Here is an 11,769-nt window from a genome sequence, read left to right on the forward strand (position 1 = left end):
TCCTCCCGCTCGGCGGTCGACGTGGCGCTGCAACCGCCGTGGGCGCGCGCCCGTTCCCGCCGTCAGCCCGGCTCGCCGCGCCGCTTGCGCCGGGCGACGACCACGAGGTCGACCAGCGCGACCGCGGCGAGGACGAACAGCACCACCGCGGGCCACGCGGGCAGGTCGGTGCGCCACCACAGGACGCCGAACACCGTGCAGGTGACCAGCCCGAAGGCGGCGAGCACCAGCCGGAGGGTGAGCGCCGACTGCGCCGGCGCCGCGCCGCCGATGCCCGCCGTCGGGTCGTGGTGGTCGGGCAGGCCCCGCGCGTACTCCTCGCGGGTGCGTCTGCGCCGCGGCTCGCTCATGCCGGAGGGGTACCCGGTGCCGGCCCGGTCACCCGGCGGGCCGCTGCGAGGATGGCGGGCGTGACCCCGCCCGCCCGCGACACCACCGCCGTCCTCCGCGACCTCGGCGCCGCCCTGCTCGCCGCCGCGCCGGCCGACGCGGCCCGCGTCCGCTACCGCGCCACGGTCGTCGGCGACGTCCGCCGCGACCTGCTCACCGCCGGGCCCGCCGACGGGGAGCCGGTGCCGGTGCCGGCCACCGCCGCCGTCCGGACCGCCGTCGAGGAGCTCAAGCGGGTCATGTGGACGCCGGAGCGGGGCACCTGGCTGCAGACCGACATGACCCTCGACCGGGCCACGAGCCGGCTGCTACCGATCTTCAACGCCGACGCCGAACCCGAGGGGCCGCCGCTGCCGCGGGAGGCGCTGCTCGCCGAGCTGCGCGACCACCCGCGGCCGCCGGACGCCGTCCCCCCGTGGATGGCCGACCGGATCAGCTGACAGCGCCCGGCGCTCCCGGACGGGCGGCGCACTACCCTGGATCGACGTGGCCGCTGACTTCCCCGTCGTCCTCGACGAACTCGACACGACCCTCTCGAGCATCGAGTCCGTCCTCGACGTCGACCGGCTCCGCCGCGAGGTGGCCGAGCTCGAGGAGCAGGCCGCCGCGCCGGACCTCTGGAACGACGTCGAGGCCGCCCAGGCGCTGACCTCCCGGCTGTCCTACCTGCAGGGCGACCTGCGCCGGGTCGAGGAGCTGCGCCGCCGGCTCGACGACGTCGGCGTGCTGCACGAGATGGCCGAGGAGGAGTCCGACGAGGCCACCGCGGCCGAGGCCGAGCGCGAGCTCGCCGCGCTGCGCAAGGAGATCGACGAGCTCGAGGTCCGCACGCTGCTCAACGGCGAGTACGACGCCCGCGAGGCGCTGGTGACCATCCGCTCGGAGGCCGGCGGCGTCGACGCCGCGGACTTCGCCGAGATGCTCATGCGCATGTACCTGCGCTGGGCGGAGCGGCACCGCTACCCGGTCGAGGTCTACGACACCTCCTACGCCGAGGAGGCCGGGATCAAGTCGGCCACCTTCGCGGTCAAGCAGCCCTACGCCTACGGGACGCTGTCGGTCGAGCAGGGCACGCACCGGCTGGTGCGGATCTCGCCGTTCGACAACCAGGGCCGCCGGCAGACGTCGTTCGCCGGCGTCGAGGTGCTGCCGGTCGTCGAGCAGACCGACCACGTCGACATCCCGGAGAACGAGATCCGCATCGACGTCTTCCGGTCCTCCGGCCCCGGCGGGCAGAGCGTGAACACCACCGACTCCGCCGTCCGGATCACCCACCTGCCCACCGGCATCGTGGTGTCCTGCCAGAACGAGAAGTCGCAGATCCAGAACCGGGCGGCGGCGATGCGCGTGCTCCAGGCGCGGCTGCTGGCCAAGCGGCAGGAGGAGCAGCGCGCCGCCATGGACGCGCTCAAGGGCGAGGGCTCCAGCTGGGGCAACCAGATGCGCTCCTACGTGCTGCACCCGTACCAGATGGTCAAGGACCTGCGGACCGAGCAGGAGACCGGCAACACCTCGGCGGTCCTCGACGGCGACATCGACTCGTTCATCGAGGCCGGCATCCGCTGGCGTCGTCAGCAGGAGACCGTCGCCGCCGGCTGAGGCGTCGGGTCGGTCACACCGCGGAGCAGTTCGCCGGGAGATCCCGCTGGGTGGGTGCGCGGGCCGGGGAACTGCTCCCGGTGCGTCTCCGCGCGAACCGACCATGGTGGGTCGCCGGGCAGGTACCGTGGCCCCTCGTGATCGAATTGCAACACGTCACCAAGCTCTATCCGGCCAGCTCCCGGCCGGCCCTCGATGACGTGTCGACGGAGATCGACAAGGGCGAGTTCGTCTTCCTCATCGGCTCCTCCGGCTCCGGCAAGTCGACCTTCCTCCGGCTGCTGCTCAAGGAGGACGACCCCACCCGCGGCACGGTCACCGTCAACGGCAAGACCCTCAACGGCATGAGCAAGTGGCAGGTGCCCAAGCTCCGCCGCACCATGGGCTGCGTCTTCCAGGACTTCCGGCTGCTGCGCAACCGCACCGTGGCCGAGAACGTGGCCTTCGCCCTCGAGGTCATCAACAAGCCGCACCGCACGATCAAGCGGGTCGTGCCCGAGGTGCTGGAGATGGTCGGCCTCGACGGCAAGGCCAACCGGCTGCCGCACGAGCTGTCCGGTGGTGAGCAGCAGCGGGTCGCGATCGCCCGCGCGTTCGTCAACCGGCCGCTGGTGCTGCTCGCCGACGAGCCCACCGGCAACCTCGACCCGGAGACCAGCGAGGGGATCATGCTGCTGCTGGAGCGGATCAACCGCACCGGCACCACCGTGATCATGGCGACGCACGACTACCACATCGTCGACTCCATGCGCCGTCGCGTCATCGAGCTCAACGGGGGCCAGATCACCCGCGACCAGTCGCGCGGCGTCTACGGCGTCGGCCGCTGACGGTCGGTCACCCCTCCTCGGACCTGCACCTCACGACAGGGAATCCATGCGCGTCAACTTCGTCCTCTCCGAGGTGGCCACCGGGCTGCGTCGCAACCTGACCATGACGGTCGCGATGATCCTGACGACGGCCATCTCGCTCGGTCTCATGGGGACCGGCCTGCTCATCGCCGGGATGATCTCCGACATGAAGGAGATCTACTACGACAAGGTGCAGGTCTCCATCTTCCTGGCCGACGACGTCACCGACGAGCAGCGCAGCACGATCGAGCAGCAGCTGTCGGACTCGTCGGAGGTGAAGAGCTTCATCTACGAGTCCAAGGAGGAGGCCTACGAGCGCTTCCGGCAGCAGTTCTCCCAGCAGCCCGAGCTGGTCGAGAACACGCCGCAGGACGCGCTGCCGGAGAGCTTCCGGGTCGAGCTGGTCAACCCCGAGCGCTACGAGGTCATCGCCGCGGAGTTCCCGAACGGGCAGGAGGGCGTCGACCAGGTGCGCGACGAGGGCGACTTCCTCGACCGCCTGTTCAGCCTGCTCAACGGCGCCCGCAACGCGACGATCGCCGTCGCGGTGGTGCAGGCACTCGCGGCGTTGCTGCTGATCTCCAACACGATCCAGCTGGCCGCGTTCAACCGCCGCAACGAGACCAACATCATGCGGCTGGTCGGCGCCTCCCGCTGGTACACCCAGCTGCCGTTCATCCTCGAGGCCGCGCTGGCCGGGCTCATCGGTGCGCTGCTCGCCGTCGGCGGCCTGGTGCTGACCAAGGTGCTGTTCGTCGACAAGACGCTGGCCGGCCCGATCAAGGCCGGGATCATCCCGCCGGTCGACTGGGGCGCGATCGCCACGATCAGCCCGATCATCGGCGCCGCCGGCGTGGGCCTGGCCGCGATCGCCGCCTACGTCACGCTGCGCCTCTACGTCCGGCTGTAGCCCCCACACACCCTCGTCGAGATCCCGCGATCTCGTCCGCCGGCGGAGCCGGAGCGGACGAGATCGCGGGATCTCGCGCGTGAGGGGCCGCTCGGGGGTAGGGACCGGGCATGACGACGACGGGCGAGGCGCTGGGGCGGGCCGGGGACGTCGACACCGGGCGGGCCGACGTGCGGCCGGCGCTGCGGCGGCTGGGCGCGATCGGCGCGTTCGAGCGGGACGACGACGACCCGACCGAGGCGCTGCTGGCCTCGGTGCGGATGGTCCGGGAGCTCGCGTCGGTGTCGCTGGCCACCGCCTTCGCCGCCTGGTCGCAGCGGATGGTCCTCGAGTACCTGCGCTGCTGCCCGCCGCCGCAGCCGCAGCCCGAGCTGGTCGCGGGGCTGCGGGCGGGCACCGTCCCGGGGGCCACCGCGCTCGCCCCGGCGGTCGCCGACCTCGCCGGCACCGGCACGCTGCCGCTCACCGCCACCCGCGACGGCGCCGGCTGGCGGCTGTCGGGCACCGTCGGCTGGGCGTCCAACCTCTTCGACGACGCCGTCGTCGTGACCCCCGCGCGCACCCCGGACGAGGGCCGCGTCGTCGTGCTGTTCCGGCTGACCGACCCCGGCGTGACGCCGACCGGGCACTTCCACCTGCTCGGCCTCAACGGCACCGGCACCGGTGGGCTGCACCTCGACGGCGTCGCCGTCGGGCCGGGACAGGTGCTCAGCGACGACCTGTCCTCCTTCGTGGCGGTGTGCCGGCCGGCGATGCTGCTGCTGCAGACCTCCCTGGCCCTCGGCGTCGCCGACGCCGCGCTGGACGCGGCGGCCGAGCACGTCCCCGGCGTGCTGCGGGCCGACGCCGACGCGCTGTCCGAGCGCCGCGACGACGCCGCCCGGCGGCTGGAGGACCTCGCCGGCGACCGGGTGGGCGTGGGCCCCGGCGACCTGGCGCGGCTGCGGCTGGCCGCCCTCGACCTCGCCGCCGAGGCGGTGCGGCTGGAGTCGGCCGTCAGCGGTGGGCAGGGCTACCTCGCCGCCAGCGACACCGCGCGGCGGGTGCGCGAGGTGGCGTTCCTGCCGGTGCAGGCGCCCACGTACGCGCAGCTCCGGCGGGAGATCACCGCGGCCGGGCACCGGCAGTAACCTGGGGACATGCCGCGTGAACAGGGGCGCAAGCTCATCGCCCAGAACAAGAAGGCGCGGCACGACTACTCGATCCTCGACACCTACGAGGTCGGCCTGGTGCTCACCGGCACCGAGGTGAAGAGCCTCCGCGCCGGCCGGGCGTCGCTGGTCGACGGCTTCGCCACCGTCGACGACGGCGAGGTGTGGCTCCAGCACGTGCACATCCCCGAGTACACGCAGGGGACCTGGACCAACCACGCCCCGCGCCGCAAGCGCAAGGTGCTCATGCACCGCGAGGAGATCGACAAGCTGATCGGCAAGACCCGCGAGGGTGGCCTGACGCTCGTGCCGCTGGACCTGTACTTCAAGGACGGGAAGGTCAAGGCCACGCTCGCGCTGGCCAAGGGCAAGAAGTCCTACGACAAGCGCCAGGACCTCGCCGAGCGCGACTCGCGGCGGGAGATCCAGCGGGCGTTCGGCCGCTACGTGAAGGGACGCAGGTGATCGGGCAGGCATGAGGGGAATGCGTTGAGGGGCGTCGCGTACGACCGGTTCGGCGGGTCCGAGGTCCTGACCCTGCGCGACGACCTGCCCGAGCCCCCGGTCGGGCCGGACACGGTGCTCGTCCGCACGCACGCCGCCGGGGTCAACCCGGTCGACGTCGCCATCCGCGAGGGGCACCTGGCCGGGGCCTTCCCGCACCACTTCCCGATCGTGCCGGGATGGGACCTCGCCGGCACCGTCGAGGCGGTCGGGCCCGCGGTGCACGACCTCGCCCCCGGGGACGAGGTGTTCGGCTACCTGCGCCGCGACGACGTGCAGTGGGGGACCGCCGCCGACCTGGTGCCCGCGCCGCAGCGCTGCGTGGCGCGCAAGCCGGAGTCGCTGTCGTTCGCCGAGGCGGGGGCGCTGCCGCTGGCCGGGCTGACCGCCTACCAGGCGCTCACCGAGACGCTCGACGTCGGCGAGGGGGACCGGGTCCTGGTGCACCGCGCGGCGGGCGGGGTCGGCTTCTTCGCCGTCCAGATCGCCGTCGCGCTCGGCGCGCACGTCATCGGCACCGCCAGCCCGCGCAACCACGGCTTCCTCCGCGACGCCGGCGCCGCCGAGGTGCTCGACTACTCGGCCGGGCCGATCAGCGCGCAGCTGTCGGAGCCGGTCGACGCCGTCCTCGACCTCAACGGCGGCGACGCGCTCACCGACGCCCCCAAGCAGGTGCGTGACGTCGCCCGGATCGCCGGCGTCGTCGACCCGGCGGTGAACGAGATGGGCGGGCGGTACGTGTTCGTCCGGCCGGAGCGGCACGACCTCGAGGAGCTCGGCCGGATGGCCGACGCCGGTCAGCTGCGGGTGTCGATCGCCCGGGCGTTCCCGCTCGAGCGCACCGCCGAGGCCCACGACCTGGTGGCCGGCGGGCACGTCCGCGGGAAGGTCGTCGTCACGCTCCGCTGAGTGCACCCGGCGTGGCGGCCGGCTCCCCGGGCGGCGGCCTACCGGGGTGGCGCGGACGCGGAGCAGCCTGCCCGCATGCCCGGGTCGCGGCGTGCGCTGTCCCTGCTGGTCCCGCTGGTCACGGCGGTGGCGCTGGCCGGTGTGCCGGCGACGGCGGTCGCCGATCCCGCGCCGGCGCCGCACGCCGGGGCGCTGCGGGCCGCGCTGACCGACCTGGTCCAGCAGCCCGGCGGCCCGCCCGGGGCCGTCGTGACGCTGGGCCGCGGCGGGGACCTCGACGTCCTCACCGCCGGCGTCGCCGACCTCGCCACCGGGCGCCCGCCCGCGGCCGGGGACGCCATGCGGGTCGCCAGCGTGGCCAAGGCGTACAACGCCGCCACGGTGCTGGCCCTGGTGTCCCGCGGCGTCCTCTCCCTGGACGAGCCCGTCGGCACCTGGCGGCACGACCTGCCCCCGGCCTGGCAGGCGCTGACCCTGCGCCAGCTGCTCGGGCACACCAGCGGCCTCCCGGACTTCAGCCGGAGCGAGGCCTTCGTGGACGCGCTGCTGGCGTCGCTGCAGGACCCACCCCCGCCCCGGGAGCTCCTCTCGTACGTCGAGGACGAGCCGCTGCTGTTCGCCCCCGGCACGGAGTACCGGTACTCGAACTCCGACAACGTCCTGGCCGGCCTCGTGGTCGAGGCGGGGACCGGCCGCCCCTACGCCGAGGTGCTGGCCGCGCTGGTGCTGCGGCCCGCCGGCCTGACCGCCACGGGCCTCCCCGTCGGCCCGGACCTGCCGAGCCCGTACCTGCACGGCTACGACGTCTCCGAGCAGCCGCCCGAGGACGTGAGCACGGCGATCGCGGCGGGCTGGTCGTGGGCCTCGGGCGGGGTCGTGTCCACCCCGGCCGACCTCGCCCGGTTCGTCGGCGCCGACGTCCGCGGCGCGTTCACCGACCCGGCGACCCGGGCCGAGCAGTCCACCTTCCGCCCGGGGTCGTCGGAGCCGCCCGGACCGGGGGAGAACGCCGCGGGCCTCGGGCTGTTCCGGTACGACACCCGCTGCGGCACCGTCTTCGGGCACACCGGCAACACCGCCGGCTACACCCAGTTCGCCGCCGCCACCGCCGACGGCGCCCGGACGGTCACCGTCTCGGTCACCGGGCAGCTCACGCCGGACAGCGCGCCGGACCTGTTCCCGCGGCTGCGCGCGGTGTTCGAGCTGGCCACCTGCGCCGCCGTCGGACCGCACCGGTGAGCCCGGTCCCCGGGCCGGCGCTACGTTCGCTCGGGTGAGCTGCGATCCCCCGGTCGACGACGACGACGTCCCGCGGTTCTGGCGCGAGCTGGGACTGCCCGGCCTGGTCGACGTCCACGTGCACTTCCTGCCGCCGCGGGTGCAGGCCAAGGTGTGGTCGTACTTCGAGGCGGCGGAGACGCACTACGGCACCGGGTGGCCGGTGGCCTACGCGCTGCCCGAGGACGAGCGGCTCGCCGTCCTGGACCGGCTCGGCGTCCGCGCCTTCCCCACGCTGCCGTACCCGCACAAGCCCGGGATGGCCGCCTGGCTCAACGACTGGTCCTCGGACTTCGCCGACGCCCACCCGCAGGTGCTGCGCTCGGCCACGTTCTTCCCGGAGCCCGAGGCGCCGTACTACGTCGCCGAGGCGCTCGACCGCGGGGTGCGGGTGTTCAAGGTGCACGTGCAGGTCGGCGCGTTCGACCCGCGCGACCCGCTGCTGGACCCGGTGTGGGCGCGGCTGGAGGAGACCGGCACCCCGGTCGTCATCCACTGCGGCTCCGGTCCGTTGCGCGGCGAGCACACCGGCCCCGGGCCCGCGGCCGGCCTGCTCGAGCGCCACCCGCGGCTGCAGCTGGTGATCGCGCACCTCGGCATGCCCGAGTACCGGGACTTCCTCGACCTCGCCGAGGCGTACGAGCGGGTGCACCTGGACACCACGATGTTCGCCACCGCCTTCACCGAGCGGCTCATGCCCTTCGACCGCGTCGACCTGCCGCGGCTGGCCGCGCTGCGGGACAAGGTGCTGCTCGGCAGCGACTTCCCGTCCATCCCGTACCCCTACGCCGAGCAGCTGGCCGCGCTGGCCCGGCTCGACCTCGGCGACGACTGGCTGCGCGCGGTGCTGCACGACAACGGCGCCCGGCTGTTCGGGATCGGTGCCCGGTGATCCGGCTGACCGCCCCCGTCCTCGGCACCCCGGACCCGCGCGGGCTGGCCCGCTTCTACCAGCGGCTGCTCGGCTGGCCGATCCGCGACGACGGGCCCGAGTGGGCCACGCTGCGCCCGGACGACGGCGGCACCGGGCTGTCCTTCCAGCTCGAGCGCGACCACGTCCCGCCGGTCTGGCCGCCGGAGCCGGGCACCCAGCAGATGCAGGTCCACCTCGACCTGGAGGTCGACGACCTCGACGCGGCCTGCGCGCTCGCCGAGGAGGCCGGCGCCCGGCGCATCGGCGGCTACGACGACCCGGACGAGCTCGTGCGGATCTACGCCGACCCCGCCGGCCACCCCTTCTGCCTGTTCACCCACGTGGAAACCCGCTCGCCCGCGCCGGGGGAGCCCGCCTAGCCTGACCGCCCGTGACCGACGTGCTCGCCGCCGACGTGACCGGCCTGCCCGGCGGGCTGACCGCCCGCCCGCTCACCCTCGACGACGCCCCCGCCGCGGCCGACCTGCTCGCGGCCGCCGAGGCCGTCGACGACACCGGCGAGCACGAGGACACCGGCGACCTGGCCGAGTGGTGGGGCCGGGAGCTGGTCGACCTGCCCTCCGACGGCCGGGCCGTGGTCACCGGGGACGGGCGGCTGGTGGCCTGGGCGACGTCGATCTCCCAGCGCGGCGGCCGCGAGGCGCTGCGCGTCTGGGCCGAGGGCCGGGTGCACCCGGACTGGCGCGGGCGCGGCATCGGCCGGGCGCTGGTCGACTGGCAGGTGCGCCGCGGCACCGCACAGCACGCGGCGTTCGCGCCGCCCGGGCTGCCCGGCCGGCTCGTCGTCAGCGCCTGGCCCGCGATGACCTCGCTCGAGCGGCTGCTGCAGCGCCGGGGCTTCGCGGTCGAGCGGCTGTTCGCCACCATGGAGCGCCCGCTCGACGCGCTGCCCGCCGCCGTCCCGCCCGCCGGGATCGAGCTGGTGCCCTTCACCTGGGACCGTGACGACGAGGTGCGCCGCGCGCACAACGCCGCGTTCACCGAGCACCACGGCTCCACCGAGCGCGACGAGACCGCCTGGCGCACCTGGTTCACCGGCGTGCGGGCGTTCCGGCCCGACCTCTCGGTGCTCGCGCTGGACGGCGACGGCGCCGTCGCCGGGTACGTCCTCGCGTACGTGTACGAGGCCGACACCCGCGCCACCGGGATCCCCACCGTCCACCTCGGCCAGATCGGCGTGCTGCCCGGCGCCCGCGGGCGCGGCGTGGCGGGCACGGCCATCGCCGCCGCGCTGGCCGGCGCCGCGGCCGGCGGCTGCCGCGCCGCCCGTCTCGACGTCGACACCGAGAACACGACCGGCGCGTTCGCGCTCTACGAGCGGGTCGGCTTCCGGGTCACCCGCACCCACCACGCCTGGGCGTTCCCGGTCCCGCCGGTCGCCGGGTGACGCGCCCGGCGCGGGAGGCGGACCTGCCGCTGGTCGAGGCGGCCGAGCGGGCGTACGTCCGGGACGTCGAGCCGGCCCAGGAGGCGGCCTGGACCGCCGCGCTGGACCGCAACCGGGCGCTGTGGCGGGCCAACCTGGCCCGCACCACCGTGCTCGAGGTGGAGGGAGAGCCCGCCGGGTTCGTCATGTGGACCCCGGACGACGGGGCCGCGCTGGTGGTGACCGTGCAGGTGCTGCCGCCGTTCCGCCGGCGCGGCCACGGGCGGCGGCTGCTCGAGGCCTGCGCCGCCGACGCCGCGGCCGCCGGCCTGGCCGAGGTGCGGCTCGGCGTGCACCGGGACAACCCGGCCCGCGCCCTCTACGAGACCGCGGGCTTCGCGCCGGCGGGGGAGGACGGCGACTACCTGCTCTACCGCCGGGCGGCCCGGGCCGCTCGCTAGGGTCGCCCGCATGGTCACCGCCGATCAGCCCGTCCTGGACCCCGCCCTCGTCGGCCGTGCGCACCGCGCCGTCGAGCCGCTGCACAACCACGTGTACTTCGTGCCGGAGACGGAGCAGCACCTGACGGCGATCGGCCTGCGGCCCGGGCGGATGGTCTACTTCGCCGGCCGCGCGGCCCCGATGGGCGCCGTCGGCCCGGGCGTGGTGACGGCGACCTTCTCCAACTTCTCCCCGGCCATCGTGGCCCGCCACATCCCGCGGGCCTGGACGCTGGCCTCGCCCGCGCAGGTGGTGGAGACCCGGTTCGCCTCCGCCCGCGCCTCGCTGACCCGGCTGCTCGGCGGCGAGGAGGCCGCGGCCGCCCCGGAGGTCACCGAGCTCGGCGACCTGCTCGCCGACGCCTGCTCGGTGCTCCCCGCGCAGGGGCGGCCGCTGTACGCCGGCCACGCCGACCTGCCCTGGCCGGAGGACCCGGTCACCCGGCTCTGGCACGCCGCGTCGCTGCTGCGCGAGTGGCGCGGCGACGGGCACGTCGCCGTCCTGGTCCGCCACGGCCTGTCGGGCCTGGAGGCGCTGGTCACCCACACCGCCACCGGTCGCGGCTTCCTGCCCGCGTCGGCGAAGGCCACCCGCGGCTGGAGCGACGAGGACTGGGCCGCCGCGGCCGCGCGGCTGGCCGGCCGCGGCCTGCTCGGCGGCGACCGCCTCACCGAGGCCGGGCAGCGGCTGCGCGCCGACCTCGAGGCCGAGACCGACGCCCTGGGGACCACGCCGTGGGCGCACCTGGGCCCGGAGCGGACGGCGCGGGTGGTCGAGCTCGGCAAGCGGCTGTCGGCCACGCTCGTCGCCAACGGCGCCTACCCCTCCGGCGTCTTCGCCGGCCGGTGACCCCGCGGCTGCCCGAGGCGCCCGGCGAGGGGCCGACGGCGGACCTGCTGCGCGCCCGGCGCGGCGGCGACCTCTCCACCCTCGACCGGCTGCTGCTGCACAGCCCGCCGGTGGCCGAGGGCTGGAACGCGCTGCTCGGCGCGCTGCGGGGCGCCACCACGCTCCCCGCCGACCTGCGGGAACTGGTGGTCCTGCGGATCGCCGTGCTCGCCGGCGCGGAGTTCGAGTGGGCCGCGCACGAGCCGATCGCCCGCCGTGCCGGGCTCACCGACCTGCACCTGCGCGTGCTGCGCGCCGACGACGCCACCGCCGAGCCGGTGTGGACGCCGGCGCAGGCCGCCGTGCTGGCCTTCACCGACGCCTCGGCCCGCGCCGTCACCGTCCCCGACCCGGTGTTCGCCGCGGTGCGCGCGCACCTCGACGACCGCGGGGTCGTCGAGCTCACCGCGCTGGTGGGCGGCTACGCGATGGTCGCCCGCTTCCTGGTCGCGCTGCAGGTGCCCCCACCGGACGGGGAGGTTCCCGGCTGA

At 75.2% G+C, this 11,769-nt stretch carries 15 protein-coding genes; 14 read left to right on the forward strand and 1 reads right to left on the reverse strand.

The features are described from left to right. Positions 1 to 62 precede the first annotated feature (62 nt). Positions 63 to 350, reverse strand: coding sequence for a DUF6343 family protein (locus ACI796_RS11025; RefSeq protein ID WP_456941271.1), 288 nt, complete (start codon positions 348 to 350; stop codon positions 63 to 65). Between the two features lie 60 nt (positions 351 to 410). Between ACI796_RS11025 and ACI796_RS11030 the strand changes: the two genes are divergently transcribed. The 14 genes from ACI796_RS11030 (at position 411) to ACI796_RS11095 (ending at position 11,769) form a co-directional block, all read left to right on the forward strand. After that, positions 411 to 830, forward strand: coding sequence for a hypothetical protein (locus ACI796_RS11030; protein WP_456941272.1), 420 nt, complete (start codon positions 411 to 413; stop codon positions 828 to 830). Positions 831 to 876: 46 nt separating this feature from the next. After that, positions 877 to 1,989, forward strand: coding sequence for a peptide chain release factor 2 (gene prfB / locus ACI796_RS11035; RefSeq protein ID WP_456941273.1), 1,113 nt, complete (start codon positions 877 to 879; stop codon positions 1,987 to 1,989). Positions 1,990 to 2,126: 137 nt separating this feature from the next. Next, positions 2,127 to 2,816: a cell division ATP-binding protein FtsE gene (ftsE, locus tag ACI796_RS11040; protein WP_456938721.1), complete on the forward strand. Its 690-nt coding sequence runs from the start codon at positions 2,127 to 2,129 to the stop codon at positions 2,814 to 2,816. 46 nt (positions 2,817 to 2,862) lie between these two features. Further along, positions 2,863 to 3,747: a permease-like cell division protein FtsX gene (ftsX, locus tag ACI796_RS11045; protein ID WP_456941274.1), complete on the forward strand. Its 885-nt coding sequence runs from the start codon at positions 2,863 to 2,865 to the stop codon at positions 3,745 to 3,747. Between the two features lie 110 nt (positions 3,748 to 3,857). Then, on the forward strand, positions 3,858 to 4,877 hold the full coding sequence (locus ACI796_RS11050) for a hypothetical protein (protein WP_456941275.1): 1,020 nt from the start codon (positions 3,858 to 3,860) through the stop codon (positions 4,875 to 4,877). 9 nt (positions 4,878 to 4,886) lie between these two features. Then, complete coding sequence (gene smpB / locus ACI796_RS11055; protein WP_456888337.1) at positions 4,887 to 5,363, forward strand: SsrA-binding protein SmpB; 477 nt, start codon at positions 4,887 to 4,889, stop codon at positions 5,361 to 5,363. A gap of 24 nt (positions 5,364 to 5,387) precedes the next feature. Further along, positions 5,388 to 6,311 carry an NADP-dependent oxidoreductase gene (locus tag ACI796_RS11060; protein ID WP_456941276.1) on the forward strand — a complete coding sequence of 308 codons (924 nt, stop codon included), beginning with the start codon at positions 5,388 to 5,390 and terminating at the stop codon, positions 6,309 to 6,311. A 75-nt stretch (positions 6,312 to 6,386) separates the two neighbouring features. Continuing rightward, positions 6,387 to 7,550, forward strand: a complete 1,164-nt coding sequence (locus ACI796_RS11065; RefSeq protein WP_456941277.1) for a serine hydrolase domain-containing protein — start codon at positions 6,387 to 6,389, stop codon at positions 7,548 to 7,550. A 34-nt stretch (positions 7,551 to 7,584) separates the two neighbouring features. Continuing rightward, positions 7,585 to 8,481 carry an amidohydrolase family protein gene (locus tag ACI796_RS11070; protein ID WP_456941278.1) on the forward strand — a complete coding sequence of 299 codons (897 nt, stop codon included), beginning with the start codon at positions 7,585 to 7,587 and terminating at the stop codon, positions 8,479 to 8,481. Then, on the forward strand, positions 8,478 to 8,882 hold the full coding sequence (locus tag ACI796_RS11075; protein WP_456941279.1) for a VOC family protein: 405 nt from the start codon (positions 8,478 to 8,480) through the stop codon (positions 8,880 to 8,882). Before ACI796_RS11070 ends, ACI796_RS11075 begins: the two co-directional genes overlap by 4 nt. Positions 8,883 to 8,893: 11 nt before the next feature. Further along, positions 8,894 to 9,910 (forward strand): GNAT family N-acetyltransferase, encoded by a 1,017-nt coding sequence (locus ACI796_RS11080; protein WP_456941280.1) that lies wholly within the window; start codon positions 8,894 to 8,896, stop codon positions 9,908 to 9,910. Further along, positions 9,907 to 10,350, forward strand: coding sequence for a GNAT family N-acetyltransferase (locus tag ACI796_RS11085; RefSeq protein ID WP_456941281.1), 444 nt, complete (start codon positions 9,907 to 9,909; stop codon positions 10,348 to 10,350). The genes ACI796_RS11080 and ACI796_RS11085 overlap by 4 nt, the downstream gene beginning before the upstream one ends. Before the next feature lie 10 nt (positions 10,351 to 10,360). Continuing rightward, positions 10,361 to 11,239 (forward strand): SCO6745 family protein, encoded by an 879-nt coding sequence (locus tag ACI796_RS11090; protein ID WP_456941282.1) that lies wholly within the window; start codon positions 10,361 to 10,363, stop codon positions 11,237 to 11,239. After that, positions 11,236 to 11,769 (forward strand): carboxymuconolactone decarboxylase family protein, encoded by a 534-nt coding sequence (locus ACI796_RS11095; protein WP_456941283.1) that lies wholly within the window; start codon positions 11,236 to 11,238, stop codon positions 11,767 to 11,769. The genes ACI796_RS11090 and ACI796_RS11095 overlap by 4 nt, the downstream gene beginning before the upstream one ends.

It is taken from the genome of Geodermatophilus sp. SYSU D00525 (assembly GCF_054050475.1).